The following is a 26,098-nucleotide window of genomic DNA, read 5'->3' on the forward strand; positions in this document are numbered from 1 at the left end:
TAGTATTAGGAGGTTTTAAACAAATAATGCAAGTATAATTACACTTTTGTCGCTAACAAGTTAAATATTACCATTAACATGGTGGCAGTAAAAATCACTAGAACTCCTAAAAAAAAGCCCGTAGAAAGATATAATGCCACATTTACCCCTGTTATTTGATACATGAACTGTGCTATTTCAGTAAATATATTCATTCACTTTCACCCCATTTTATATAAACAAAATTCACTAGGGATTTTATAATATCAACTGAAATCCAAGCACCAATCCAAAATCCTAAAGCTAAAAAGAATACAGTTAGGATAGTTTCAACCATGCCTATAACTCCTCCCTTAAGTTTAAATTAGCAAAAAGGGCTATATAAGTCAAGTTGTTATTTTCAAATTGCACTTTCTTTTGTTTATTATGCAGGAGTATAAAGTTTATTTTAGCTAGTATTTCTTCTTAGCTGAACTCTTTTTAAACAACCCTATTTAAATGGCGTATTCTGTAGCTACACCTGGATAATGCAGGATAATTGCTGTAACAAACATCCAAATTACAATCCCTATAAAGATGTTTAAAGATGTGCTCGGTGGTCTTTTTATTTTATGTAAAAACAAAGCAGTTAATAGTGCCATACTTATCCCAGCCCTCATTTCCATCCCATCTGATACAGACATAGTTGTGCTTGTAACTTCCATAGGTGGCATTAAAATCATTAAGCCTAGTATTATCAAAATGAAAAACGCATAGGGTTGTTGGGTTAGATAATAAAGCAGACCCACTTTGTTAAAAATAGCCATTGATAGCATTATCAGCAAAATATATATACTGTTAGTAAAAAGAAATACTAACCCTCTAAAAGAAGATATTAACATAAAGAAGCCGAATTGACTAACAGTCCCCCCTCTTCCATACGGGTTTACTCCCACAGCCATCCATTTTGAGTACGGTGCTGGGTCTTTATCGTTCTTATACATTGTATTGTGTATGACAAATGAAGAATCTGGGCATTGTCGATACCAAAAAGCATGGGCATACCCATCCACATAGAAAACTTTAGGCAGCTTAGAGTACTCTCTTTCCCAAGTAATTCTTCTAGGCGTGGATGTCAAAATATCTCCATCTTTATTCATTTTTATATATACTGCCTCGTAGTTTTCAAACCTATCATCTGTCCAGGAAACTACTAAATTATTATCGTCAGACATGGTTATTGTAGGAAACCTTGATATTCCCTTCTCATTTGAGAGGACTTTCTTTTTTTCTATACCTTGACTATAACTATACTTTATATATTTCACATCAATTATATCATCTCCAAATCCATCATAAGTACAATAAGTATAGACTATATGAAGGTTTTTATCGGAGTCTTGTACAACTTGAGGAGCAATATCATTAACTACATAGTCAGTATTGGTACCATAAAAGCCCATTCTATGGGCTGCTGTATCCAGCTGTTCAAACTGCATACTACTATCGTTAACTCTAAGTAGCTCAATTAAGTGCTCTCTTTTATAAAGAATGAAAGCCCCACCCTCACCGTCAGGATAAATCTCCATATTGGGGATAACTCCTTGATTAGGTGGAAGTTCCACAGTGTAGTGAAAGATCAACTCTCCGTCAGTCTTTCTTTTTTCTATTACCTCTACATCACCAACTGCTCTCTGTCTACCCCGATATGCTAAATATAAGAAATCTTCCTCTGCACCTATAGCCATATCTCTTATAGAATTAAAATCATTATCTATTTTTTCATCTAACTCTATTTCACTTATTTTGTTATTTCCTTGATATACTGATAACGTAGGTAAGATATAATCTTCTTTTTCATTAGCCCATAATATATATTTTTTGCCCTGATGTCGCATTAGGTCAATAATAAAGGTATCTTCTTGATCGCTAAATAGTTCGAATTTATCTTCATTTCCATCTATCTGTCCCCTAGAAATTATATAATTATAAGTGTCATCTTCATTCTTTTCCCACCAATGGTTATATAAAACCTTTTCTTTATAGTCCCAATCAACATTAGCAGGAAGCTGATGTCCGTACACACTGTTAATGACTTCCTCTACAGACCAATCAAATCTATGTGTAGTTTGTTCGGCATTAGTAGGTTGGCTTAAAAATAAAACCATCAAGGTTGATATTAGTATAGTTTTTTTAAGCATAATCATCTACCCCCAATCCTGTTCTGATACCCTCTCCTAATATGTTTATAGATACAATTACTAAGAAAAGTAATAAGCCAGGAAAAAACATCATCCACGGATCATTAAAACCCCATGATGAATACTGTCCCAATATTTCTGCCCAACCTACTCCTCCAAATCCTAAAAAGGCTAAAGCTGCATCCATAGTTAGTATCTGACCCATGAACAGAGTAGACTGAACAAGTAGTAGACTCCAACAGTTTATAACCATATGTTTAAAAATAACTTCAAACTCACTGCACCCCAACGATTCTGCAGCTTGCACAAATTCTCTTTCCCGCAAGCTTAAAAATTGAGCTCTTACTACCTTAGAAAGTAAACATCCACCATATATACTATAGAGCCAAATTCTTACATCCATTCTACCAAAACCAACAAATGCTAAGACAGTCATAAATAGAACCAAAGGAACAAAAGCCAAAAAACTATTTACCATCCAACACACCAAAAAATCAGCAAATCCTCCTAAATATCCAGCTAAAGCACCCAATACCAACCCTAAAACAAAACTGTAAAATGTAGCTTTAACAGGAATTAACAATACATCTTTTGCCTGAAATACCAATAAGGACCATAAATCTAATCCGTTAAAGGTAAGACCAAAAAAATGTTCTCTAGAAGGTGATCTATCACTTGGCATATCATAAGGACCATAAACCGGCTGTGGACTATAAGTAGCAAAAAAACTAGGAAAAAAAGCCATGCCAATTAAAATAACCAGTATAGGAACAGCAAACCAAACCAGCTTATTTCTTCCAAACTTCCTTAAAAATATTTTTGCTGAGCGTTTAGTAGATTCAGAGTCCATAAAAATACTATCTTTAAAATTAACAAAAATTTCTTCTCTTTGTTTGCTTACATATTTTATTATAACGGCTAGTATCAAAAAAAATGAAACTAATAGAAAACCTTGTCCCTTAGGAAATAAATTAGGTATCGAAGTGTTGGCCAAAAGTCCATGAGTAAAAATATAAACAAACACACACAGCACCATAATTAGTCCCCAAACTTTTTTCACATTAACCCCTCCCCATTTGAGCAAATTTTTTTAATAATACTCTTCTCTTTCTCATAACTCCATACCTCTTTTTTTGACCCAAAAAAAAGATTTAGGACTTTTGCCTAAATCTATAGTTTTTAATTTTTTTTATAACTCTCATAACATTATAGTTAGAGATTTTTTCGTGAATCTTTGGAAGCCCTAGCAAAATTCCTCCTACTAAAACTAGTAATAATGGCCAATACGTGGACAACACTCTTCTAGAAAGTTCGGAGTTAAGCATAGTTAACGCTCCTAAAAAAAGCATGACAACAGCAGGAATTAAAGGCCAAAAGCAGCTCCACTTTCTCAAGACTAAATAGTGAATTAAAAAACCAACCCCAAAAAATAAAAGAAAAGAAGACTCTCCTCCTTGAGTAAATTGATTATTTAACAGCAAAGTATAATATATTCCCATAGTTGTTAGTAGACTGGCTGCAAGACTAAAAAACCACATTTGCTTGTATAAAAAGAAGAGACCATACATAAACAAACCCAAAAAAAGAATATCGTTATGACCAGTAGGTAATAAGTTGAGTATCAAAATAAAAATTCCTAAAAAGATTGCTACACTTCCCAGCATGTTTTCAAATAAAAACTGTCTATAATCTCTTAGTTTCCATGTAATCTTGTCCTTAGACAAATTACTCCACATAGTTACACCTCCAGCTTATTTTATGAGTTATAAAGTATTTTCTAGGAAATAAATGTCGAACAAATCCGTAGTAATGAACAAAAGTCACCTGCTGGTGACTTTTTACTTGCTCACAAACCAATCTTTATAATAATAGCTAGCAAAACTAGTAGCCACCACCCCTATCATACCTGCTATAGAATCTAGGATTAGAGCAAGCACAATAGAGTGTACAGACCATTGATAGACAATAGCAGTAAAAAATGTACTAGCAGCAACTGCCAGTGCTATTCCCATAAAGGCAGTTTGAACTAATGATTTATTCTCATTTTTACTATATGCGACCTTTATAAAATAGTCAAAAATCAGTATATATATAATTAGCGAAGCTAATAAAACTAGAGCGTACTGATAATCCATAAAGTAGATTGAAAAAGTTGACAGAGTAGCTACTAATATAGACCAGGGCTTACCCCAGTAAACACATATAAAAGTAACTGTCGCAATTAATACTGTGCTGTAGACATCATCACGCTGATAGATAACAAAAAACGACATTATGTTTAACAAACTAATTGCCAACGAAGTAATTACCTTTTTTGTCATTATATTACCTCTTTATATTATTAGCTTGACCCATCATCTCATCTGCAGTATGTATTGTTTTTGCAGTGGCCTGATATGTCCTTTGAGCGGTTATTATGTTTGTTAGTTCTTCAGCTAAGTCTACATTAGAACCTTCTAGAGCACCTTGCTTAATGTTTGACTGAAATATTTGTGGGTCACCGGAATTTTCGGTAGCCAATAAAAGATTATCCCCAACTGATAGTAATCCTTCGGGATTATCTACATTATAAGTATTTATATCCCCGATTAAGGCTGCTTCTTCTTGACCAGGTAAATTTCCATAGACCTCTCCTTGAGGATTAATTGATATATTTGTCGCTTGGCTTAAATCTTGAAAATCACCATCCACCATATATCCACTGGAATTAACTAGATTCCCCTCAGAATCCACACTAAAATTCCCATCTCTAGTTAAGTGGGTTACTCCGTCAACATCTACACCAAAAAATCCAGGACCTTCGATTGCTAAATCCCATGTTTCGCCAGTGCTGTTTAAAGCACCTTGACTAAATACTTGTTTGCTTCCAGAAACCATTACTCCGTTTCCAATTTGAATTCCAGCAGGAGTTTGGCGAAGTTCCCCAACAACAGGATCTATATTTTGCTGTACATTAGCATAAAGCATGTCCTCAAAACTTGTTCTATTTTTTTTATAACCATTAGTATTAACGTTAGAGATATTATTACCAATATTATCGATATTTGTTTGGTGGGACATAAGTCCTGATCCGCCAATCCATAATGACCTCATCTTAATACCTCCTTTTTTAACGTAGCTGTGCTATTTCATTTACTGCTTTGCCTAAAGTTTCATCTTGTGTATGAATTGCTTTTTGATTTGCTTCATATGCTCTCATAGTAGATATCATATCAACCATTTCTTCTCCTAAGTTTACATTTGACTGTTCTAGATAGTTCTGTTTAACTATAGTATTAGCGCCCACTTCTACGCTATCATCTGTCAATTGCAAAAGATTTTCTCCCATTTTCAACATAGAGTTAGGGTTTTCCACTCCAGTTATATCCAAAGAGTCCACCAACTCGTTATCTACAAAAATTTGCCCCTGTTCATTTACAGTAAAATCATCACTACCTACATTTATTAGACCATTTTGACCTAAGACAAAAGCCCCTTTATTAGTAACAAGATTCCCTTGAGAATCTACGTTAAACTCTCCATCCCTAGTTAGAAATGTTTCTCCGTCTTGTTGAACAGTAAAAAAACCTTCTCCCACCAAAGCAAGGTCGGCATTTCGGTCTGTCTGTACTATATTCCCTTGAGTAAAGTTTGTAAATGTTTCATCAACTATAGTTCCTGTTCCTAAGCCTCCTACTCCCGGCATAAGATCTCTTCTTCCAAAAGAAGTCTCCATAACTGCATCGTTAAGTCTATGTATAAACATTTCTGGTTTCGCACCTACTACACTTTGATCTTTTTTATATCCATTGGTGTTAGCATTAACTATGTTATTTGCGATATTTTCTTGTTTTTTTTGCTGAGCAATCATACCCTGACTAGAGAGTTGCAAACCTCGAATCATTCACTTCACCCACCTTAAATATTATTATATTAAAAGAATAATCCATAATGCCTAACTAGTCAATGGGCTATTAGCCTTAAACCGGTTTTTTACTGCTGGCAAGTGTATCCATTATGTTGTCCAACATTTCTAATGCTATACCCGTTCCTCTAACTACAGAAGATATAGGGTCTTCTGCTATAAAAACAGGGCACTGAAGCTTATCAGTTAAAAAAGTGTCTAAACCATGTAATAAAGCTCCTCCTCCCGTCATTACTATACCCTTATCAATAATGTCAGCAGCTAACTCTGGGGGGGTTTTCTCTAGTACCATATGAGTGCTTCTTAATATGGAGTTAACCGGTTCTTTGATTGCTTCATAGGCCATTTCCGAATCTACTGTCAAGGTTTTGGGAAGCCCTGTAACTATGTCCCTTCCTCTCACTTCCATTGTTTTGTTCCTGGTGCTAGGATCAGCAGAAGCTACCTGGATCTTAACTTCTTCAGCAGACCTTTCACCAATCATCAAATTATGCTTGTCCCTTATATGTCTTACAATCGCCTCATCCAGTTTATCTCCGCCTACACGAATACTTTCCTTTTTTACTATATCTCCTAAAGAAATTACCGCCACATCCGTTGTCCCTCCACCTATGTCAATAACCATATTGCCAAAGGGTTCAAATATATCTAAGTCAGCTCCCAGTGCAGCCGCCCGAGGCTCTTCTATTAAAAATACATCCTTAGCTCCTATGTTAAGTACTGCCTCTATTACAGCTCTTTGCTCCACCGATGTAATCCCTGCCGGCACACAAACCATAACTCTAGGCTTAAAAAAAGGAGAATTCCCAGCTGCTTTTTGTATAAAATATCTCAACATATTTTCTGTTATATCAAAATCTGCAATTACTCCTTCTCTTAGAGGTCTAATAGCAGAAATATTAAGGGGAGTTCTGCCTAGCATACTTCTAGCCTCTTCCCCCACTGCCAAAGTTTTATCTCTATCACTATCTATAGCTACTACAGAAGGTTCATTTAAAACAACTCCCTTCCCTTTAACAGTAACTAGAACACTGGCAGTGCCTAGATCAACCCCTATATCTTTACCTATTTTAAACAACATTAATTCCCTCCCGCTTCACAATGACTTAGTTTTAAGATTCTACATTTACCTAAAAATTCCTTTATTTTTGTTGCCTATATTAAGCTTTAGAAAACAAATATTTGTTTTTTGTTGCTATTCCTCCTCTTATGTGGCGTTCTTTTTTATTTTTTTCTAATATTTTTCGAACCTTTTCTGCCAGTTCCTTGTTTATTTCAGGCAGTCTTTCTGTTAAGTCTTTATGAACGGTACTTTTACTAACTCCATACATTTCCGATACCTTTCTAACTGTTGCTTCAGTTTCTATCACATATGCGCTTATAGTTAGCACTCGTTCTACTATATAGTCATTCATTTTTTCTCCCCCCATCTTAAGCTAATTATTTATATTACTTTATAAGGAGGATTTATGACTATAACTAGTAAAAAGAGCTATAAACTTACAACAAAAAAGAAGTTGCTTTAGGTTATTATGGTTTAACCTAAAGCAACCTCTTTTTATCTAATAGGCCTATTCAAGCAAAGAAAGTGGATCTATGTATTCACTTTTTCCTTCGCTATTTATCTCAGTTACTTCAAACAAGAGGAAGGATGGCGAAATGTCTAATAGCGAAGAATTTCCTGGAGTTCCTAAGCTGTCACCTTTAGAAACTTTCTGCCCCTCATTTACCAATATTTCAGAGGATAGACTGGAGTAAACAGTGGTGTATTTTTCATTAGCTATGACAACTGTATTTCCATGCATAGGGTCATTATAGACCTGTTCAACGGAACCTGATAGCGCAGCCCTCACTTTACTATCGGTTTCAGCTTGAATTGCAATTCCTGTTATTGGTTGATGGGTACTATTAAGTGTCCACATATCATTAAATTTTTTAACCACTTCTCCCTGCAAAGGCCATGACAAGTTAGCTATTTCCGTTGTTACTTCTTCAGATTCTTGTTCTGTTATGGGTTCTTCTTTTTCTTCTCCTTTTTCATCTTCGAAGTCTCTGCTGATTTCCATTTCGTCATAAATGTTATGGTTCATCTTGTTTTCAACATTAGGTTGAGAAGGTGTATCCTGCACAGAAAAGGATGGCAAGGAGTTTATTCTCCAAAAAGTAAAAGATAGCAATAACACTATAAAAACAACATATGCTGAAGCTGTTTTTATATATTTGGGTAGTCCCATAAATTTTTTAAAACCTTGTCTTATACATTTATTTGCTTTTTTTATAAACACTACTGTGCTTTCCTTTAACCTTAAGTAAAATTGTAATAAAATCTTTTTCATTTTTATATAATATTTCTTCATTTTTACCACTCCTCTAAAGGAGTAGCATATCCATTTTTATAATTTTTATTCTACTTTTTCATAAATTTGTTTAATTTCAACGTCTTTATAATAAAAATGTAAGATATCCGCAAAGTTCTTTTGTAATTTTGCCATACCATTTGCTCCATATTGACAAAGACCAACTCCATGGCCATACCCTAAAACTTCAAAAATTATGTCGCTTTCATCGTAGCTCATTTCAAAATTTGTAGAGTTTAACCCCACCGCCATTCTCACATCGTTGCCAGAGTATGTTTCGTCTTTAATTCTAAAATCTTTAACCCTATTTGTACTACTTCTTTGATCTATGGCTATGTCCTTTTCGTAGTTTAAATTTTGCACTTTAACTAAGTCTTGAATCATCTTTAAAAAATCATCTTCAGAGACTTTTACCTTTTGCTCTAACCTTGATGAGTCACTACAATAATCACACTCAACAGATTTAAGGTACGGTTTAGAACTTTGAAAAACGTCCTCAGAGTTTTCTGTATTCCCCCCGCACGTAGAATGATATAGCGCATTAACAGGTTGCCCCTCAAAAGTTAATATTTTCCCCTTTGTTTCTTCAACACTTTTTATAATTTTGTCCCAGTTACTACTTTTTTCTGAAGTAGACCATTTTGCTTTAGCTTGTTTTTGCGAAATCCAATGTTGACAACTTTGATAATTAGTACAAATATCTGCATCAGGATGACTGGTACATCCCCCATTTATAATTTGGTTATATGCATATGTGCGAGCAACTACTGCTTGCGCTTTTAAAGCTTCAATGTCAAAAGAAGCAGGCATTTCTCCAGCTACAACCCCTAGTAGATAGTCCTCCAATCGCATTTCTTTTATCTCCTTTTCTTCATGGAAAAAAACTGAAATAAGTGTATCATCTTCTAACTTTACATCAAGTTCGTAAGGTGTTACAAACTTGCACCCCTTCACCAAAATAGCTGGCATTATAATAATTATTATAAGTAATGCAATAATGAAAAACATAGCATGCTTCCCCATTGATTCTACCTCCTCACATAGTTAATATTATGTGCTAGGTAAAATAAAAATGCTGAAAAAATAAAAAACGTCTATTTTTTTAGACGTTTTTATTGTGACCTTTTAATGTCAGCCCCCATATTTGCTAGCTTTTTTACTATTCCAACATACCCTCTATCTATATGATAAATATCTGTAACTTCTGTTGTGCCTTCGGCGACCAAACCTGCTAGCAGCATTGCTGCCCCTGCCCTTAGGTCTGTAGCTTTTACTTCTGTAGCCGATAGCCTTTCTACTCCTGTTATTAATGCCGAACGTTCTTGAACTCGTATTTTAGCTCCCATCCTATGAAGTTCATGAACATGCATAAACCTATTTTCAAATATACTCTCAGTTACTACACTACTGCCGTTCGCAACTGTCATTAACGTTAATAGTTGAGGCTGCATATCAGTAGGAAACCCTGGATATGGTAATGTTTTAATATCAACTGCTGTTATGGTTTTTGGTGCCATAACTTTTACGTTTGTCTCTCCTTCAACAAATTTCACCCCTGCCTCCTGTAGTTTTGCCACTACAGGCTTAAGATGGTCCATTATCACGTTCTCTATAGTTATATCTCCTCCGGTTATAGCAGCGGCTACCATATAAGTTCCCGCTTCAATTCTATCAGGAATTACGGTATAAGTGCAATCGGATAATTTATTTACACCCTTTATTTTAATAACACTAGTTCCCGCTCCCTTGATATTAGCTCCCATAGAGTTTAAAAAGTTTGCTAGGTCCACTATCTCCGGTTCTGCTGCAGCATTTTCTATAGTAGTTTTCCCTTCAGCTAAAGTAGCAGCCATCATAATATTTTCCGTTGCTCCTACAGAAGGAAAGTCTAAATAGATATTTGTTCCAATTAATTTATCTGCCCAAACTTTAATGTAGCCACTGCCACACTCCGTTTTTGCTCCTAAAGCCTCAAACCCTTTCAAGTGTAAGTCTATTGGCCTTGTTCCTATAGCACAACCTCCCGGCAAAGATATTGTTGCCTGCCCCAGTCTGGCAAGCAAGGGCCCTGCGACTAAGAACGAAGCTCTCATTTTCTTTACTAGTTCATACGGGGCCTCAGTTTTTTTTATTTTTGTGCTGTTAATTTTTAGTTTATCCCCTTTTTCAACAGTAGCACCAAGCTGCTCTAAAACTTGTAGCATTACCTTTACATCTTGTAACGGTGGAACATCTTCTAAAGTAGAAACACCTTGGCACAAAAGGGAGGCTGCTAAAATAGGAAGTGCTGCATTTTTTGCTCCGCTAACTTTTACTGACCCTTTTAAAGGTGCTTTCTTCCCTGTAATTAATATTTTTTCCAATCTTGGTCCCCCTTTCAGTTAATAACTGTTTATAATTAATGGAGTAGCTATATTTATGTATTCTACATCTGCTGTATTATCAGTAGTTATTGTAATGTGCAAATTAACTTTATCATCATTAACCATAACATAATTGTCTATTTCTTGTGTATAACCTATATAACCTACATACCCCTCCCCTTTGCTATCAACATTAAAAGTTGAGTTGGCTGCATTAAAAGCTGCCTGTATATTTTTTTCTTTTAAAGTGGAATTAAAGTTGCCATCATATATTTTATGTATATTTACAGCTACAAAAGGTTCTCCAAAATGTGAAATTTTGTTATGTAAGTTATTATGCCAATTAATAAGGCATTTTTCATTACTTAGTTCTACACTATAAACAATATAGGTATGCCCATTTTCTTCATCAACAACAATAGACAAGCTATTATATGTGTCTTCTGAGTACCACTCTCCATATGCATGGTCCTTTGATGTTTCGGTTACCGCCTTAGATAAGTTTTCCCCTAAGAATTCTTTTAAAGTTTCGTTTAGTTCATCTTTATCTAGCTTATCTTCAATTTTTACATGGGCTTGCCACGAATAAGCAACTACATCTCCATCCATGGCTTCAGAAACCTTTATTAAACTTTTTATTTCGTCAACTCCTCCAGCAGGAGTTGTTTCTATAGCCAAAGTTATGCTAGCCATAGATAGCAATAAAATAATTATTATACATATAGTTTTCTCCACTCTCCTACACCCCCTGTATAACTTTAATTGTTGCCTTAATCCTACTTAGTTATACATGAGAGTTTAAAAAAGGGGCTGTCATTTGACAGCCCTCTTTTAACAGCATTTTTGCACACCAGTTATTTTATCTAAAAATGTGACCTCTTTGAAAAGATGTAAAAGTTCAGGAGCTTTTGCCTCGATATCCTTATAACAGCTTCTACATATCTTTTCCCCGATTAAGTTTATAAGTTTTGGATCTAACCCAACTTCTACAAACCTTTCAGAAAGATCTTTTACAAAAATATGTTCTTCTTCTACAGCGTCATCTGCAGCAACTATTAAGCCTATATCTGTATCATTCTTTTTAGTACTAACTGTTGTAAAATCCAAGTTCTTATCCCTGGCTAAATTAATGTAATCGGCAGCTCTATCTAGGTTAACTTGACGATTTAAAATTAACTTTCTTGCCCTTGAATGTTTTATTGAGTCGGTAACTTCAGGATAAGTTCCCGGCTGATGAACCTGATTTATTGTTAGCGCTATAAGCACTCTTTCCCTAAACTGACCTAGATAAATTTTTTTTTCATCAGCCTTTATATCATTTACTCCATGCCCTTTTAACAATGCTTGCTCTAAGGGATCTTTAGAAGTAATCCTTTTAATTTTTTCTTTCTGATCCAACTAGCAAAGCACCCCCAAAAATTCTATTTATCCTTTTCAACCACTTCTATACGATTTAAAGCTCTTTTCAAAGCCACTTCAGCTTTTTTGACATCTGTATCTCTATCTGGGTTTTTTAAACGTTCTTCTGCTCTTTCCTTAGCTTCTTTAGCCCGCTGTATATTAATTTCTTCTGGGGTTTCTGCAGTCTCTACTAAAACCATAGTTTTTTCTTTGCTAACCTCTAAAATCCCACCACCAATGGCAATATATTCTTTCTTTCCATCCTTTTTTATACATAGCTGATCAATAGCTAAGGGAGTTACAATGGGCGTGTGGTTTGCCATAATACCTATATCGCCGTCAATTGCCTTAGCTATAATCATATCTACTTCATCTGAATAAACCTTTTTTTCTGGCGTAACCAATTCAAAAAGAAAATTCATAGGACTCACCTACTCATCCTCAGCATTTTTAATTGCTTCCTCTATAGTTCCAACCATATAGAAAGCAGATTCAGGTATTTCATCATGTTTACCGTCTAATATCTCTTTAAAACCACGTATTGTTTCTTTAATAGGAACATAAACCCCAGGCGTGCCAGTAAATTGTTCTGCAACAAAAAAAGGCTGAGATAAAAATCTCTGTATCTTTCTAGCACGGCTAACAGTTAACTTATCTTCTTCAGAAAGTTCTTCCATCCCTAAAATAGCAATTATATCTTGTAGCTCTTTATACCTTTGTAAAACTTCTTGCACCCCTCTAGCTACTTCGTAATGTTCACTACCAACTACCATAGGATCTAAAATTCTAGATGTAGAGTCCAAAGGGTCCACAGCTGGATATATACCCATTTCAGTTATTTTTCTTGATAAGTTTGTCGTAGCATCCAAGTGGGCAAAAGTTGTAGCAGGAGCTGGGTCAGTGTAATCATCTGCTGGCACATATATCGCTTGAATTGAGGTTATAGAACCTTTTTTAGTAGACGTAATTCGCTCTTGAAGCTGTCCCATTTCTGATTGTAACGTCGGTTGATATCCAACCGCTGATGGCATCCTACCTAACAAGGCAGACACCTCCATACCTGCTTGGGTAAACCTAAATATATTATCGATAAACAACAAAACATCTTGCCCTTGTTGGTCTCTAAAGTATTCAGCCATAGCTAGACCAGTTAAAGCCACTCTTTGTCTAGCACCAGGGGGTTCATTCATCTGCCCAAATACCAGAGCTGTTTTATCAATAACCCCAGAATCTTTCATCTCATAGTACAAATCGTTACCCTCTCTTGTTCTTTCACCTACACCAGTGAAAACAGAGTATCCTCCATGCTCCGTTGCGATATTTCGAATTAACTCCATAATCAATACTGTTTTTCCAACTCCAGCACCACCAAAAAGACCTACTTTCCCACCTCTAGCATATGGAGCTAGTAGGTCGATAACTTTTATCCCTGTTTCTAGTATAGCGGTACTAGTTTCCTGGTCTTCTAAAGAGGGAGGCTCTTTATGAATGGGATGGCGTTCTACATCTTTTGAAACTTCACCTATACCATCGATGGTGTCTCCCAATACGTTGAACAGTCTCCCCAGAGTCTTATCTCCTACAGGAACAGAGATAGGAGCCCCTGTATCAATAGCTTCACTACCCCTAACTAGACCCTCTGTACCATCCATAGCTACACACCTAACTGTGTTATCTCCTAAGTGATGCATTGTTTCTACAACCAATTTTTCATCATTTTCTCTAGGAATTTCTATGGCATTATATATGTTAGGCATCTGCCCACCTTCAAAACTTATATCAACTACAGGTCCTATTACCTGTGTAACTTTTCCTTTATTCAATGTACATCCTCCTTTCAACAACTAATCTAAAGCTTGTGCACCACTAACTATTTCAATCAACTCTTGAGTTATCGAAGCCTGTCTAGCTTTGTTAAAGGACAGGGTTAACTCATGGATCATGTCAGAAGCATTATCTGTTGCAGAACCCATGGCTGTCATTCTCGCACCATGCTCCGATGCTTTAGATTCAACAAGGCTTCGGTAAATTCTACCTGTTAAATACTTTGGTATCAAAGTATCCAGCACTTGTTGAGCACTAGGTTCATATAGATACACGTTATCTTTACCGTCATTTTCATTATTTTCTACAGGAATTAATTTATCAAGAACAACATTCTGTTGCATAGCATTTATAAACTCAGTATAAATAATGTTAAGTTCGCTAAATACTCCCTGCTCCAAAAGTTGACTGGCCGTTTCAAAAATACTGCGAGCTTGATTATAGCTTGGTAAATCTCCGATATCAGTAAACTCCGCCACAATATTATAATCTTGCCTTTTTAGCGCCTCTTTTCCCTTTTTGCCTACCGCTATCATGTAGCAATTATCTTTATCTATAGTTAGAGCCTTTTTAATTACATTGGTGTTATATCCTCCACAAAGGCCTCTATCGGCAGTTATTAATATGTATCCAGGTTTACCTTCTTGAGATGGTTGTAATAATTTATGCTGCACGTCTCCTCCAGCTGTTAACACCCTGCCTGCTAGTTCTTTTAAGCTCTTTTCATAGGGTCGAGTAGCATAGGCTAAAGACTGGGCTTTCCTAAGCTTTGAGGCGGCAACCATCTCCATAGCTTTAGTAATCTGCTGAGTATTTTTGACAGTCTTTATTCTTCTTTTTATATCCCGGATTCCTTGCATAGCATCACCTCTTTACCGGTTGCTTATTACTTAAAAGTTTTTTTAAACTTTTCAATAGCTTCTTTTAATTGAACTTCATGAGAATCAGTTATCTTGCCTTCTTCTATAATCCCATTTAAAAGGCCGTCGTAACTTTGGTTCATGAATTTTATAAATTCTTCTTCAAACTCTTTAATTTGCTCCGTCTTTAAGTCATCAAGATGCCCGTTTACACCAGCATATATGATCAGTACTTGGTCAATTACAGACATTGGTTGATATTGACCTTGCTTCAAAATCTCAGTTAGGCGTTCTCCTCTAGATAACTTTTGTTGTGTCGCTTTATCCAAATCAGAGCCGAATTGAGCAAAAGCTGCCAACTCTTTATATTGAGCTAAGTCTAACCTCAGAGTTCCTGCTACCTGTTTCATGGCCTTAATCTGCGCACTACCACCAACCCTTGATACAGATAATCCTACATTTATTGCTGGCCTTACACCTGAGTGAAATAGGTCACCCTCCAAGAAAATCTGCCCATCGGTTATAGAAATTACATTGGTAGGTATGTAAGCAGATACATCACCGGCCTGAGTTTCTATTATTGGCAATGCTGTTATCGAACCAGCACCTTCTTCATCATTTAATTTAGCTGCTCTTTCTAATAACCTTGAGTGAAGATAGAAAACATCCCCAGGGTAGGCCTCTCTACCTGGCGGTCTTCTTAACAGTAAGGAAAGTTCTCTATAAGCTGCTGCATGCTTTGTCAAATCATCATATACAACCAATACATGCTTTCCTTTATGCATAAGTTCTTCCGCAATTGCTGTACCGGCATATGGAGCTAAGTATAAAAGCGGAGCTGGATCAGAAGCAGTTGCACTTACTACCACAGTATAGTCCATGGCTCCAGCGTCTTCTAGCCTGTTTATAACCCCAGCTACAGTGGAGTTTTTTTGGCCAACTGCTACATAAACACATATTACATCTGTGTCTTTCTGATTTAGAATGGTATCAACAGCTACTGCTGTCTTTCCCGTCCCTCTATCACCAATGATAAGCTCTCTTTGTCCTCTGCCTATAGGCACCATCGAATCAATGGCTTTTAGACCTGTTTGTAACGGTTCGTGTACACTTTTTCTAGCCATAACACCCGGCGCTTTTCTTTCAACAGGCCTGTGATTTTCTGCAGAAACTGGCCCTTTGCCATCTAATGCTTGACCTAAAGGATTTACAACTCTACCAACCATTTCATCTCCAACAGGTACTTCCACTATGCGGTTAGTCCTTTTAACAACATCTCCTTCTTTGATTGCATTAAAAGGCCCTAGGATTATAGCTCCTACGTTATCTTCTTCAAGATTTTGTGCCATACCATAGACATCACCGGGAAATAACAACAATTCACCAGCCATCACCTGATCTAGACCATGTATTCTAGCTATCCCATCACCTACATGAATAACAGTACCGGTGTCAACTACTTCAATTCGCCCCTGAAATTGCTCAATTTGTTTTTTAATAACCGAGCTTATTTCATCCGGTCTTAAGTTTGTATTCATATTTACTCACCTCATTTACAGTTACTTAATTTGTGCGTTAACTAACGATTGTTCAAGGAGCTTAAGACGGCTTTTTACACTGCCATCTATAATTTTGTTACCTATCTTTATTATCATGCCACCAATTAATTCTTCTTTTACTTCTGTGGATAACATAACTTCTTTTCCTGTAATAGAGGAAATCCTTTCTTTAGTGTTATCCAGCTGTCCTTTATTTAACTTTTGAGCCGATTGAACTTTTACCTTAACCAAGCCCTTATAGTCTTCAAAGTTTTTGATATATAATAAACAACATTCCTTTAACTGCTCAGCTCTTCCTTTAGCGACCAACAATTTCATGAAGTTTAATGTATGCTCATTTATGCTTCCTTGAAAACTTTCTGTTATAAGCTCGTTTTTTTTCTCTTTTGTAATGTTAGGGGTTGTAAGAAACCGAACAACGCTTTTTTCTTGTTTTAAGAAATCAGCTATTCCACGGCAATCATTATAAATATCCTCCAAAAGGCTATGTTCAAGGGCTAAATCAAATAATGCCTTAGAGTAACGTTTAGCTATTATCTTGCTCATAAGCTTCCCCCATTCCTTCGATAACCTCAGAAACTAATCTGTTGCTTTCTTCAGTACTCATGGAATGTTTAACAATTTTTTCCGCTACGTTTATAGACATGGTGGAGATTTCATCCTTTAATTGAGCAATAGCTTTGTTTCTTTCAAGCTCAATTTCATGTCTTGCTCTTTTTAATAACTTGTTATGTTCTTTTTTACCTTCCTCTATTAACTCTTCTTGCTTTTCTTGGCCTTTTTTGACAGCCTCATCTATTATTGATTGGGCTTTTTCCGAGGCCTTAGCCATTTTTTCTTCAAACTCTTTTTGTGTTTGCTCAGCATCTTTTCTTTTGGCTTCTGCTGTTTCGATATCCCTTTTAATTCGTTGGGAACGATCATCTAACACTTTATTAACTGGTTTAAATAACAGCCATCTTAAAAGTAGATAGATAATTATAACATTGATGAAAATAAACAGAATACTTTCTGGTAAAAAATCTAACACCAGTTAGCCCTCCCTTCTATCAGGTAAAACTATATATAATAATAACATCTTTTTGTAAGATGTTTTCTAAATTTACAAAAGGGGAAAATGGCACGAGACCTTTTCCCCAAAGGTATTTTACCAAATTTCTTACATCACTCCTTGAGCGATGCCAATTAAAATAAACGCTACAACAAAGGCATAAATACCGGTTGTCTCAGCTACTGCCTGACCTAAAAGCATAGTTGCAGTTAGAGGGCCCCTTGCTTCTGGCTGACGAGCAACAGCTTCAACAGTTTTTCCAGCTGCATAACCCTGACCAATACCTGCACCAATACCTGCAATCATTGCGGCACCTGCACCAAGAGCTGCGAAAGCTGCTACCGTGAATTCTGAATGTTCCATTGTCTATCCCTCCTTTCAAGTTGTCTTTGCAGTTTATTCTGCTTCAGATTCCATTGCCAACGCAATAAACACCATTGTTAGCATAACAAATATAAATGATTGTAGTAAACCTGCAAATAAATCAAAATATAGATGACCTATAACAGGTATTCCAATGGCTAAGTTGCCTAATGCACCATAAATAAGAGCTAATATAATTGTGCCTGCAAATACATTACCAAATAAACGAAACGCCAGAGAAACTGGTTTTGATAATTCACTTATAACATTTAATGGCAAAAACAAGATTATTGGAGCTCCTAAACCCTTAATATGGTCAAAACCTTTTTCTTTAAGACCATAGTAATGTATTAGCACAAAAGTCATAAGCGCAAGGGTTACAGTAGTATTAATATCAGCTGTAGGAGGAAACAGTCCAAACAACCCTGATATATTTGCAATCCCAATAAAAATCAATAAAAACCCCATATAGGGAGCAAAACCCACTTTATTTTCTCCCATATTTGTTTTAACCATATTATTGATTGACTCGACAACAAATTCAGCAAAATCCTTTGCTCTGCTAGGCTGGTCACTTAATACCTTTGAGCGAAAATATGCGGCAATTATAATAATTACGGCGCTGACAATCCACATGGAAATTATTGTTTCAGTAATCTGTAGTCTTCCAATTTCAAAAACTGTTTGGGGCCCTTCAAGCAATTTATCCATTTGATCCAACGTTCTTTCACCCCTTTCGCATCATAAATAGTTTGTTGCTTTTTAAATTTTTCTATTCCCATCTTTCCAATCAGCAACCTTTTGTTTAAAGCTATGGTAGATTCCTGCTAACAATATAACATATTTAACTAAAAGTAATCCTATTGCTGTTGCAAAAAAAGAAATAGCATCGTTTGTAAATCCCAGCGCTAAAATTCCTATAGTTAGTATGGAACGTATAAAGCTATGTACTACCCACCAAAACTTTTGTGGCCCTTCTTTATCTAGAAGTATCGTTACACTTATAGACATTATACCAAAGTTTGCTATCGCCATAAACCCTCCCAGCAAAATTCCGTATACCATATCCATTTGGTGTTGTAAAGCCAATATAATAACGAGTATTGCCAGTACTATTAGGGTGGAAAGCGAAACTTTTTGAAATGTTTTCTTTGCTAACAGTGGCAGCATAGTGCCACCTCCTACCTACTTTAAAATTTTCATTATTGTGACGTAGACAGACGAAAAACCTGCTATGACTCCACCAACTATTGGAATAATAAGTAAGATCAAGTTGTTTGTTAAGCTTTGCAGAAAAAAACCAATATAGTACCCTATCAAAGCACATATAGATATTTGAAGTCCCACAAAGGTTAACAAGGAGAAGTATTTTAGCACTTGTATGATATCGTTATTTTTCACGTCTCCACCCCGTCATTATACATTATACTCAACAATAAAACAATATTTTTCCAACAAGATAAACTCTTTGAAGTTTAAATGGTTAAAATTTCTCTTGCTTGTTCTGGTGTAGCTACAGGACGGTCTAAAATACCTGCTAAACTTTTTATTCTATCAACTAATTGGCTGTTGGACTTAGCCAGCTCTCCTTTTCTATAGAATATATTGTCTTCAAATCCAACTCTTACATTGCCTCCTAAAAGAATGGCTAAGTTTGCCATCGGAAGTTGATGTCTACCGATCCCTGCTACAGTCCAAGTTGCATTGTCGGGAATCTTTTTGGTTAAGAACATCAATTCGTCAAACCCTGCTGGCATAGCTCCTGGAACCCCTAACACAAAATCAAAGTGTAGTGGTTCTTCTACAAGGCCTTTTTTAACTAAAACCATAGCGTTATTTATCATGCCAGGCTCGAAAACTTCTATTTCTGGCTTTACGTTATATTTTTTCATATCTTTGGCGAAACTTTCTAGATAATTGTATGGGTTATAAAATACCTCTTTACCAAAATTTACAGTGCCCGTTGATAGGGTAGCCATCTCCGGTTTTAACTTTAATGGAGCTGCTCTTTCTTCTAGTGGAGTACCCACGGCTCCTCCAGTGGATATTTGTATTATTGGGTTGCATCTTTTTTTAATTTCGTTAATAGTTTCTTCAAAAATTTCTACAGATTGTGTCGGTTTTCCATCTTTATCCCTAACATGAAGATGGATAATAGAAGCTCCACTTTGCACGCATTTGTAAGCATCTTCACCGATTTCTTTTGGAGTTGTAGGGAGGTTGGGATTTTGCTCTTTAGTGGTCTCTGCCCCAACTAGTGCTGCAGTAATTATTAATGGTTTCACTTTATTCACCTACCCTTTTATTTTGCTTATCTTTAGGAACTACGCAGGTTCCCGTAGCTTTACAAACTATTTGAGGCTCAGCTAACACTTCAGCTTGTGAATCATATTTACCATCTTTTACAGGCGCAATTACTTTCTGAGCTGTAAATTTCATTTTTCTAGAAGTATTGCCTACTTTTATGATTTCCCCATGAGCTTCTATATAGTCACCAGCATAGACAGGTGCCTTAAACTCTACAGAGTCGTATGCAACAAATAAACCTTCATCACCATCATTCCTTATAAGTAGTTCAGTTGCCACATCTCCAAAAAGAGCCAACATCTTTGCTCCATCAACTAATTCTCCTGCATAGTGAGCATCTGATTGATTCATACGCATTCTAATCATTGTCTTTGTCATTATTTTAACCTCCTATTTATGTTAATTTATATTTTTTTAACTTTCTAACCACACTTGTTTGACTAATACCTAGTTCTTTAGCAATCTCTCTTGTGGTTTTATACCGGTTATAAGTTTTTTCTAATATTTCTTTTTCATAATTTTGTAGTTGTTGCTGCAGCTCTCCAGAATTACTACTATTAGTACCTTCACTTAACTGTAAATCCTGCTTTGTTACTACTTTACTTTTGGCTAGCACCGATATTCTTTCCATTAGATTCTCAAGTTCTCTAATATTACCAGGCCATTTATAATCTAGCAAAGCCCCCTTTGCGGTTTCACTTAACTTTAGTGGCCCTAACTTGCTTTTAACCCTAGAAAGAAAAAATTCTGCTAAAGGAATAATATCTTCCTGTCGTTCCCTTAAAGACGGAACCTTTATCGGTATAACATTTAGTCTATAATAAAGATCTTGCCTAAAGCTACCTTCCTCTACCATTTTATCCAACTCTTTATTTGTAGCTGCTACAATCCTTACATCTATTTGCTTTTCTTGTGAACTGCCAACAGGTTTAATCATTTTAGTTTGAATAAAACGCAAGACTTTTACTTGAAGATGCATAGGCAAATCAGCTACTTCATCTAATAAAAGTGTACCACCGTTAGCAGCTTCAATTAGTCCAATTTTATTAGAGTCTGCACCGGTAAAAGCTCCCTTTGCAAACCCAAAAAGTTCACTTTCTAAAAGGTTTTCTGGTATTGCTCCACAATTAATGGGTATAAATGCTCCTTCTCTATTACTGTTATTGTGGATTAATTTAGCGATAACCTCTTTCCCTACTCCAGACTCACCTGTGATTAACACCGTACTAGAATAGCATGCTACTTGTCTAGCTTTTAGCAATAATTCTTCTAATTTACTGCTCTTTCCAATTATTTTTTTTTCTTCTTTTTTATCTAACAGTTCCAGCTGTCGTTGAAATTGGGCGTTTTTTTTCTTGCTTTCTTTTAGTTCGGATTTTAATTTATTTAGTTCATCCATATCTCTAACTGTGGTAACAATAGTTGCAATTTCTTCACCTTTACCTATTATAGGAGTTCCGGTAATCAATACTTCTTTCCCACTTTTTATTCGATGTAGTATGCTTACAGGTCTTTTATGCTTCGCTACTAATAAAGAAACCGACTGGTTACATACCCCTTCTTCTACTAATTCCTTCATATGCCTACCTAAGACATCTTTCTCCTTAGTATTAGACATTTTTTCCCAAGCCGCGTTAACCTTCAAGGTATTGCAACTACCATCAGTTATATATATACCATCTTGAATAGAATCTAGCAAACTACTTATTTCATCATATAGTCCGCTATATGGTTTTTCACCTTTTAAACCTTTGTTTAATATGCTTTGTGAGTTAGCGTTCATTATCGCCACTCCAATATATTTCTATCTCATCTCCCTGTTTTATGCTATCACTAAAGTCAGTTGTTTCTTTGTTTTTAGTTAGCACCAGGGTTCCCTTAGGTACAGTTATATCCACTTGAAGCAAATCAAAAACATCTACAACTTTAGGTTCGTCCTTAACAACAGTTAGCTTCTTTCCATTTGCCAAAACCTCAGTCCCTTTTGGCTGGTGCTGTGATTCCTTTATATTTATCTTCTCTATGTGATGTTCTGATATATTTAAAGATTCTTTTTGTTTAGATATCAATTCCATATTTGCACTTATTTGCTCTTCTCTTTTTAAAGGTGTGCTTTTATAAAGCAAATCGTATTTATCCAAATCCACGTTTAGATGTTGAGCTAAACCAGTTATATTATCAATTCTATTTATTTCAATATTATCACCATTATTAATATGGGTAGTTAGATCTGAAACTGTAACTCCATTAATTTTTACACTTTTAATTAAGTTAATCTTTTTTGAATCAACCAAAACAACCCCTTTATAGGGGGCTATAATCTCACCAAGTTTAACCCCTGTATGCTGATAATCAGTGACAATCTCAATAGTGTCTTTGCTTTTAATGGGGGTATCTAAGCTTCCTATCTGTCCATTTAGTTTGATCATACTAGGCATTTTGCGCTTCGCTGTAGCTTGGATTACTTCACCGTTTAGGGTATAGGTGATTTTCTCTGTGCTGCCCAGAAGTTCTTTAATATCAACTCCAGCATTAAATAGCGCCTGAGCAACTTTAGTTTTTTGAGAGTTAAAAATACTGACCTCTTTATCGTTAACTTTGACCGTAAAGAAATTAGGGTCGATAGTTTTGTCTGTTACAGAGGCAATCCCCAACGGAGTAATTACTTCAGGTCCTGTCAATTGTCTCGAAGGAAATTTTACCCCCTCTAAGCTTTGTCTATCTCGTATTGCTACCCGTTCTTTAGGAAGCCCCAACTTTTCTGCTAAAAACTCCTTGAACATTGGAATTTGACTACCTCCACCTATGCAAAATATTGCTTTAGGTGCAGCTCTGTTAAGTTTTATTATTTCTTCAGCCACCGATTGGGCTAATTCTTCCACCGCTGGTTTAATTACCTGGCAAAACTCTTCTTTAGAGACTTCACTTTGTATCCCCAAAACATTTTTAAAAGTTACCTTGTCTTTTTTACCAAATTCCAATTTTATCTTTTCACTTTGTTGAAAATCTAATAAATAGTAGTCCCCCAGAGCTTCGGTTATCTTATCACCTGCTTTTTGTACCATTCCAAATCCTACCACTGTACCACCTTTAGATATTGCTATATCTGATGTTCCTGCTCCTACATCTACTAATGCGATGTTAAGCATTCTAAGGTTTTCTTTAATCGCTATGTCCATTGCTGCAATAGGCTCCAATGTCAACGACTTGATAGAAATTTCTGCTCGCTTAAGCACTTCAAATAGGCTATCTATAACAACCTGTGGCAAATAGGTAGATATTATCTCTAAAGTAACTTCTGCCCCTTTTTGCCCCTCTAGCTTAGAAATCTGATAACCATCTATTTGGGTCTCTATAACCGAATAACCCACACAGTATAGCTGTTCACCAGGGTATTTTTTTTGTACTTTTTCTTTACTTTTGCTTACCGCTTCTAACTTTAATTGCTCAATATCTTCTTTGCTGAGAGATTTTTCTTTGCTAATTTTTTTCAAAGATAGCCCTCTTTCGGTACGAAGAGCCCTACCAGCAGCAGCAATAGAAGCTTGTTTAAAGCTAACTCCCAGTTTTTTTTCCAGCTTTGTTTTAACTTTTTTTACAGCCAAAGCAACGGCCGGTATATCATGAATCTGACCATCACGCATAGCACGTCCTTGGTGTCCTTCAATTTGGTGAGCTACTACATGTATATCTTCTCCTACTTTTTTACAAATTAACCCAATAACAGTTCTCGTACCTATATCTAAGGCAAATATATATTGAGTATCCATGGTTATCACCCTATAATTTTGATTTTGTTAAGATACTTACTTCTCCATCTCTTAAAGAAAATCCTTCTAAATCATTTTAGTTCTTTAGTTGCTATAACTCCCCCCACTATCAAGGGAACATAGTATGTCACCATTCTACACAGCAGAATAAAAACAACTAACTCTCCTGCAGGAACATGATTCTTAAAAAGGCTTAAGTATATTAGTTCCACCACCCCGCTTCCTCCAGGCATGGGCGAAAATGGTAAGGTAGTATAAATTAAAAATTGCTTTATATACAGTTGCAAAAGGTTAATTTGTAAATCCATCTTTATAGCTATAATTAAAGGAGGGCAAAAATACACCAGCCAATACAGAACAGTAAAAATATAGGCTATCCAAACCTTGTGAGTCATAGCTTTTTTCATCGTTAATGAACTATTATTGCCCCATTTGTCTTTTATCTTTTTAGGCATTAAGCAAAGAACTTTTTCCACAAATTTAAAGTTATATATCACTATTATAGAGAAGATTGTTGAAGGTATTATACTTATAGCTGCTATTTTAAATATCACCTGACCAATAACATCTGTATCAGTAAAGTTGCATAACAGGATGGATGTAACAAAGAAAGAAAGAAAGGCTAGCTTGGTAAGAAAATTTTTTATCATCAAAATAGAAAACCACTTGTTTATCTTTATTTTTTTACATAATCCCCAAAACATAAAAATGGGGGCGTCCCCTGCGTTCATCGGTGTAGAATAACCTCCAAAAGCAGTTATTAGATGGATTTTTGCACCATCTGATAAACTTAAATTTATTTGCAGCTGGGATGTCAACAATTTAATTCTCATGCTTTCCAAGAGGACTCCCGTCAACGCTACCAAAAATAAAACTAAAATTAAACTTTTGTCAATCCTAGCTAAGCTATGAAAGGTGGATTCGTCAAAGTACCTATATAGTATTACCCCATTAACTATAATTCCAATAGCTACGGAAATAATTACCCACTTTCTTCTATTTTCCATAAACACCCTCCAAAAAAAATCATTATTAAACGATATTGCTCATATCGAATAATAATGATTTTTTAGATGTTTATTTTTTATATTGTTCCAGCTCAATTTTTGCTTCAGTTAAAATGTTAATACTTAATTCATCAGGATAATCCCCGATAAAAACCACCCGCTTGATTCCTGCGTTTGCAATTATTTTTGCACATTGAACACAAGGCTGCGTAGTAACATAAAGGGTAGAACCTTTAACAGTTATACCATGTAGAGCACCTTGAACAATAGCATTTTGTTCTGCATGTACCCCACGACAAAGTTCATGCCTTTCGCCAGAAGGAACATTTAATTTTTCTCTTATGCACCCTGCTTTAGCACAATGGTCCATTCCCGTCGGTGCTCCATTGTAACCACTTGTAAGAATGCGTTTATCCTTAACTAGGGTGCATCCCACTTGCCTTCGCAAACAAGTAGACCTTTGGGCTACCACCTTAGTTATTTCTAAAAAATACTGATCCCATGAAGGCCTTTTCATTTTATTTTGTCCCATAAAGCCTGTCACCAGCATCCCCTAATCCAGGCACAATGTACCCCTTTTCATTTAGTTCGTTATCAATTGACGCCACATAGATTTCAACATCCGGGTGTTCTTTCTGCACTGCTTCTACTCCTTCAGGGGCAGCTACTAAGCACATAAACTTAATATTTTTACCACCTTTATCTTTTAAAAACTCTATGGCAGCAATGGCTGAGCCACCAGTAGCTAGCATAGGATCTACTACTATTAATTCTCTTTCTTCAATATCAGACGGTAGTTTGCAGTAATATTCAACGGGTTTTAAGGTCTTTGGATCTCTATATACTCCCACGTGCCCTACCTTTGCAGCGGGGATTAACTTAAGTATACCATCTACCATGCCTAACCCCGCTCGAAGTATTGGAATCACACCCATTTTTTTTCCCGAAAGTTGCTTTGTTTTAGTCCAACATACTGGAGTTTCTACCTCTACTTCATTAAGGGGTAAGTTCCTCGTTACTTCATATGCCAATAACAGGGAAAGTTCTTCTACTAGTTCTCTAAACTCTTTAGAACCCGTATTTTTGTCGCGTATAAAAGTTAGCTTGTGCTGAATAAGTGGATGTTCCATAACTGTTACTTTGCTCATTCTTATAATTACCTCCCAAGATCTT

32 protein-coding genes are annotated in these 26,098 nt (G+C 35.8%); all 32 read right to left on the bottom strand.

What is annotated here, in order from left to right:
- Positions 1 to 38: 38 nt before the first annotated feature.
- On the bottom strand, positions 39 to 194 hold the full coding sequence (locus PRVXT_RS14150; RefSeq protein ID WP_350343507.1) for a hypothetical protein: 156 nt from the start codon (positions 192 to 194) through the stop codon (positions 39 to 41).
- On the bottom strand, positions 191 to 316 hold the full coding sequence (locus tag PRVXT_RS14155; protein WP_350343508.1) for a hypothetical protein: 126 nt from the start codon (positions 314 to 316) through the stop codon (positions 191 to 193). Before PRVXT_RS14155 ends, PRVXT_RS14150 begins: the two co-directional genes overlap by 4 nt.
- 157 nt (positions 317 to 473) lie before the next feature.
- Positions 474 to 2,159: a hypothetical protein gene (locus PRVXT_RS14160; protein ID WP_350343509.1), complete on the bottom strand. Its 1,686-nt coding sequence runs from the start codon at positions 2,157 to 2,159 to the stop codon at positions 474 to 476.
- Complete coding sequence (locus PRVXT_RS14165) at positions 2,152 to 3,219, bottom strand: ABC transporter permease (RefSeq protein WP_350343510.1); 1,068 nt, start codon at positions 3,217 to 3,219, stop codon at positions 2,152 to 2,154. The genes PRVXT_RS14160 and PRVXT_RS14165 overlap by 8 nt, the downstream gene beginning before the upstream one ends.
- A gap of 91 nt (positions 3,220 to 3,310) precedes the next feature.
- On the bottom strand, positions 3,311 to 3,895 hold the full coding sequence (locus PRVXT_RS14170) for a hypothetical protein (protein WP_350343511.1): 585 nt from the start codon (positions 3,893 to 3,895) through the stop codon (positions 3,311 to 3,313).
- Positions 3,896 to 3,997: 102 nt separating this feature from the next.
- Positions 3,998 to 4,480 (bottom strand): hypothetical protein, encoded by a 483-nt coding sequence (locus PRVXT_RS14175; protein WP_350343512.1) that lies wholly within the window; start codon positions 4,478 to 4,480, stop codon positions 3,998 to 4,000.
- A 4-nt stretch (positions 4,481 to 4,484) separates the two neighbouring features.
- A complete protein-coding gene (locus PRVXT_RS14180) occupies positions 4,485 to 5,252 on the bottom strand; it encodes a flagellar hook-basal body protein (RefSeq protein ID WP_350343513.1) in 768 nt (255 codons plus the stop codon).
- A gap of 16 nt (positions 5,253 to 5,268) precedes the next feature.
- On the bottom strand, positions 5,269 to 6,042 hold the full coding sequence (locus PRVXT_RS14185; RefSeq protein WP_350343514.1) for a flagellar hook-basal body protein: 774 nt from the start codon (positions 6,040 to 6,042) through the stop codon (positions 5,269 to 5,271).
- 76 nt (positions 6,043 to 6,118) lie between these two features.
- The gene (locus PRVXT_RS14190; RefSeq protein ID WP_350343515.1) at positions 6,119 to 7,144 is read right to left on the bottom strand and encodes a rod shape-determining protein; all 1,026 of its coding nucleotides are present in this window, start codon (positions 7,142 to 7,144) and stop codon (positions 6,119 to 6,121) included.
- A gap of 79 nt (positions 7,145 to 7,223) precedes the next feature.
- Positions 7,224 to 7,478, bottom strand: coding sequence for a sporulation transcriptional regulator SpoIIID (spoIIID, locus tag PRVXT_RS14195; protein WP_350343516.1), 255 nt, complete (start codon positions 7,476 to 7,478; stop codon positions 7,224 to 7,226).
- 156 nt (positions 7,479 to 7,634) lie between these two features.
- Positions 7,635 to 8,420: a M23 family metallopeptidase gene (locus tag PRVXT_RS14200; protein WP_350343517.1), complete on the bottom strand. Its 786-nt coding sequence runs from the start codon at positions 8,418 to 8,420 to the stop codon at positions 7,635 to 7,637.
- 45 nt (positions 8,421 to 8,465) lie between these two features.
- The gene (gene spoIID, locus PRVXT_RS14205) at positions 8,466 to 9,443 is read right to left on the bottom strand and encodes a stage II sporulation protein D (protein ID WP_350343518.1); all 978 of its coding nucleotides are present in this window, start codon (positions 9,441 to 9,443) and stop codon (positions 8,466 to 8,468) included.
- Between the two features lie 89 nt (positions 9,444 to 9,532).
- Entirely contained in the window at positions 9,533 to 10,783 is a 1,251-nt protein-coding gene (gene murA / locus PRVXT_RS14210; protein ID WP_350343519.1) for a UDP-N-acetylglucosamine 1-carboxyvinyltransferase, read from the bottom strand.
- A gap of 18 nt (positions 10,784 to 10,801) precedes the next feature.
- Complete coding sequence (locus PRVXT_RS14215; protein WP_350343520.1) at positions 10,802 to 11,518, bottom strand: YwmB family TATA-box binding protein; 717 nt, start codon at positions 11,516 to 11,518, stop codon at positions 10,802 to 10,804.
- A gap of 96 nt (positions 11,519 to 11,614) precedes the next feature.
- A complete protein-coding gene (locus PRVXT_RS14220) occupies positions 11,615 to 12,181 on the bottom strand; it encodes a YueI family protein (RefSeq protein WP_350343521.1) in 567 nt (188 codons plus the stop codon).
- A gap of 23 nt (positions 12,182 to 12,204) precedes the next feature.
- Positions 12,205 to 12,606: a F0F1 ATP synthase subunit epsilon gene (locus tag PRVXT_RS14225; RefSeq protein ID WP_350343522.1), complete on the bottom strand. Its 402-nt coding sequence runs from the start codon at positions 12,604 to 12,606 to the stop codon at positions 12,205 to 12,207.
- 9 nt (positions 12,607 to 12,615) lie between these two features.
- Complete coding sequence (gene atpD, locus PRVXT_RS14230; protein WP_350343523.1) at positions 12,616 to 14,007, bottom strand: F0F1 ATP synthase subunit beta; 1,392 nt, start codon at positions 14,005 to 14,007, stop codon at positions 12,616 to 12,618.
- A gap of 21 nt (positions 14,008 to 14,028) precedes the next feature.
- A complete protein-coding gene (gene atpG / locus PRVXT_RS14235) occupies positions 14,029 to 14,868 on the bottom strand; it encodes an ATP synthase F1 subunit gamma (protein WP_350343524.1) in 840 nt (279 codons plus the stop codon).
- Between the two features lie 26 nt (positions 14,869 to 14,894).
- On the bottom strand, positions 14,895 to 16,406 hold the full coding sequence (gene atpA, locus PRVXT_RS14240; RefSeq protein WP_350343525.1) for a F0F1 ATP synthase subunit alpha: 1,512 nt from the start codon (positions 16,404 to 16,406) through the stop codon (positions 14,895 to 14,897).
- 21 nt (positions 16,407 to 16,427) lie between these two features.
- The gene (gene atpH / locus PRVXT_RS14245) at positions 16,428 to 16,973 is read right to left on the bottom strand and encodes an ATP synthase F1 subunit delta (RefSeq protein ID WP_350343526.1); all 546 of its coding nucleotides are present in this window, start codon (positions 16,971 to 16,973) and stop codon (positions 16,428 to 16,430) included.
- On the bottom strand, positions 16,954 to 17,457 hold the full coding sequence (atpF, locus tag PRVXT_RS14250; protein ID WP_350343527.1) for a F0F1 ATP synthase subunit B: 504 nt from the start codon (positions 17,455 to 17,457) through the stop codon (positions 16,954 to 16,956). Before atpF ends, atpH begins: the two co-directional genes overlap by 20 nt.
- A gap of 129 nt (positions 17,458 to 17,586) precedes the next feature.
- Entirely contained in the window at positions 17,587 to 17,841 is a 255-nt protein-coding gene (atpE, locus tag PRVXT_RS14255) for an ATP synthase F0 subunit C (RefSeq protein ID WP_350343528.1), read from the bottom strand.
- Positions 17,842 to 17,874: 33 nt separating this feature from the next.
- Complete coding sequence (atpB, locus tag PRVXT_RS14260; RefSeq protein ID WP_350345174.1) at positions 17,875 to 18,552, bottom strand: F0F1 ATP synthase subunit A; 678 nt, start codon at positions 18,550 to 18,552, stop codon at positions 17,875 to 17,877.
- 51 nt (positions 18,553 to 18,603) lie between these two features.
- Entirely contained in the window at positions 18,604 to 19,011 is a 408-nt protein-coding gene (locus tag PRVXT_RS14265; RefSeq protein WP_350343529.1) for an ATP synthase subunit I, read from the bottom strand.
- Between the two features lie 15 nt (positions 19,012 to 19,026).
- Positions 19,027 to 19,242, bottom strand: coding sequence for a hypothetical protein (locus tag PRVXT_RS14270; protein WP_350343530.1), 216 nt, complete (start codon positions 19,240 to 19,242; stop codon positions 19,027 to 19,029).
- Positions 19,243 to 19,316: 74 nt separating this feature from the next.
- A complete protein-coding gene (locus tag PRVXT_RS14275; RefSeq protein ID WP_350343531.1) occupies positions 19,317 to 20,135 on the bottom strand; it encodes a 3-keto-5-aminohexanoate cleavage protein in 819 nt (272 codons plus the stop codon).
- Positions 20,128 to 20,526: a hotdog domain-containing protein gene (locus PRVXT_RS14280; protein ID WP_350343532.1), complete on the bottom strand. Its 399-nt coding sequence runs from the start codon at positions 20,524 to 20,526 to the stop codon at positions 20,128 to 20,130. Before PRVXT_RS14280 ends, PRVXT_RS14275 begins: the two co-directional genes overlap by 8 nt.
- 16 nt (positions 20,527 to 20,542) lie before the next feature.
- Positions 20,543 to 21,931 (bottom strand): sigma-54 interaction domain-containing protein, encoded by a 1,389-nt coding sequence (locus PRVXT_RS14285; RefSeq protein WP_350343533.1) that lies wholly within the window; start codon positions 21,929 to 21,931, stop codon positions 20,543 to 20,545.
- A complete protein-coding gene (locus tag PRVXT_RS14290) occupies positions 21,921 to 23,918 on the bottom strand; it encodes a cell division FtsA domain-containing protein (RefSeq protein WP_350343534.1) in 1,998 nt (665 codons plus the stop codon). Before PRVXT_RS14290 ends, PRVXT_RS14285 begins: the two co-directional genes overlap by 11 nt.
- 71 nt (positions 23,919 to 23,989) lie before the next feature.
- On the bottom strand, positions 23,990 to 24,925 hold the full coding sequence (locus tag PRVXT_RS14295) for a lysylphosphatidylglycerol synthase transmembrane domain-containing protein (protein WP_350343535.1): 936 nt from the start codon (positions 24,923 to 24,925) through the stop codon (positions 23,990 to 23,992).
- A 70-nt stretch (positions 24,926 to 24,995) separates the two neighbouring features.
- Complete coding sequence (locus PRVXT_RS14300; RefSeq protein ID WP_350343536.1) at positions 24,996 to 25,457, bottom strand: deoxycytidylate deaminase; 462 nt, start codon at positions 25,455 to 25,457, stop codon at positions 24,996 to 24,998.
- Positions 25,444 to 26,073: a uracil phosphoribosyltransferase gene (gene upp / locus PRVXT_RS14305; RefSeq protein ID WP_350343537.1), complete on the bottom strand. Its 630-nt coding sequence runs from the start codon at positions 26,071 to 26,073 to the stop codon at positions 25,444 to 25,446. The genes PRVXT_RS14300 and upp overlap by 14 nt, the downstream gene beginning before the upstream one ends.
- Positions 26,074 to 26,098 lie beyond the last annotated feature (25 nt).

The organism is Proteinivorax tanatarense, from assembly GCF_040267685.1.
In the GTDB taxonomy this organism is placed as follows: Bacteria; Bacillota; Proteinivoracia; order Proteinivoracales; family Proteinivoracaceae; genus Proteinivorax; species Proteinivorax tanatarense.

Excerpts from the sequence above, each read along its gene's own strand:
- PRVXT_RS14300 (WP_350343536.1), bottom strand. The coding sequence starts at position 25,457 with ATGGGACAAAATAAAATGAAAAGGCCTTCATGGGATCAGTATTTTTTA.
- atpA (WP_350343525.1), bottom strand. The coding sequence starts at position 16,406 with ATGAATACAAACTTAAGACCGGATGAAATAAGCTCGGTTATTAAAAAA.
- PRVXT_RS14280 (WP_350343532.1), bottom strand. The coding sequence starts at position 20,526 with ATGACAAAGACAATGATTAGAATGCGTATGAATCAATCAGATGCTCAC.
- PRVXT_RS14175 (WP_350343512.1), bottom strand. The coding sequence starts at position 4,480 with ATGACAAAAAAGGTAATTACTTCGTTGGCAATTAGTTTGTTAAACATA.
- PRVXT_RS14190 (WP_350343515.1), bottom strand. The coding sequence starts at position 7,144 with ATGTTGTTTAAAATAGGTAAAGATATAGGGGTTGATCTAGGCACTGCC.
- spoIIID (WP_350343516.1), bottom strand. The coding sequence starts at position 7,478 with ATGAATGACTATATAGTAGAACGAGTGCTAACTATAAGCGCATATGTG.
- PRVXT_RS14265 (WP_350343529.1), bottom strand. The coding sequence starts at position 19,011 with ATGCTGCCACTGTTAGCAAAGAAAACATTTCAAAAAGTTTCGCTTTCC.
- PRVXT_RS14185 (WP_350343514.1), bottom strand. The coding sequence starts at position 6,042 with ATGATTCGAGGTTTGCAACTCTCTAGTCAGGGTATGATTGCTCAGCAA.
- atpE (WP_350343528.1), bottom strand. The coding sequence starts at position 17,841 with ATGGAACATTCAGAATTCACGGTAGCAGCTTTCGCAGCTCTTGGTGCA.
- PRVXT_RS14290 (WP_350343534.1), bottom strand. The coding sequence starts at position 23,918 with ATGGATACTCAATATATATTTGCCTTAGATATAGGTACGAGAACTGTT.
- PRVXT_RS14295 (WP_350343535.1), bottom strand. The coding sequence starts at position 24,925 with ATGGAAAATAGAAGAAAGTGGGTAATTATTTCCGTAGCTATTGGAATT.
- atpB (WP_350345174.1), bottom strand. The coding sequence starts at position 18,552 with ATGGATAAATTGCTTGAAGGGCCCCAAACAGTTTTTGAAATTGGAAGA.
- PRVXT_RS14200 (WP_350343517.1), bottom strand. The coding sequence starts at position 8,420 with ATGAAGAAATATTATATAAAAATGAAAAAGATTTTATTACAATTTTAC.
- PRVXT_RS14225 (WP_350343522.1), bottom strand. The coding sequence starts at position 12,606 with ATGAATTTTCTTTTTGAATTGGTTACGCCAGAAAAAAAGGTTTATTCA.
- PRVXT_RS14285 (WP_350343533.1), bottom strand. The coding sequence starts at position 21,931 with ATGAACGCTAACTCACAAAGCATATTAAACAAAGGTTTAAAAGGTGAA.
- PRVXT_RS14150 (WP_350343507.1), bottom strand. The coding sequence starts at position 194 with ATGAATATATTTACTGAAATAGCACAGTTCATGTATCAAATAACAGGG.
- atpH (WP_350343526.1), bottom strand. The coding sequence starts at position 16,973 with ATGAGCAAGATAATAGCTAAACGTTACTCTAAGGCATTATTTGATTTA.
- PRVXT_RS14160 (WP_350343509.1), bottom strand. The coding sequence starts at position 2,159 with ATGCTTAAAAAAACTATACTAATATCAACCTTGATGGTTTTATTTTTA.
- PRVXT_RS14155 (WP_350343508.1), bottom strand. The coding sequence starts at position 316 with ATGGTTGAAACTATCCTAACTGTATTCTTTTTAGCTTTAGGATTTTGG.
- PRVXT_RS14180 (WP_350343513.1), bottom strand. The coding sequence starts at position 5,252 with ATGAGGTCATTATGGATTGGCGGATCAGGACTTATGTCCCACCAAACA.
- spoIID (WP_350343518.1), bottom strand. The coding sequence starts at position 9,443 with ATGGGGAAGCATGCTATGTTTTTCATTATTGCATTACTTATAATAATT.
- upp (WP_350343537.1), bottom strand. The coding sequence starts at position 26,073 with ATGAGCAAAGTAACAGTTATGGAACATCCACTTATTCAGCACAAGCTA.
- PRVXT_RS14170 (WP_350343511.1), bottom strand. The coding sequence starts at position 3,895 with ATGTGGAGTAATTTGTCTAAGGACAAGATTACATGGAAACTAAGAGAT.
- atpG (WP_350343524.1), bottom strand. The coding sequence starts at position 14,868 with ATGCAAGGAATCCGGGATATAAAAAGAAGAATAAAGACTGTCAAAAAT.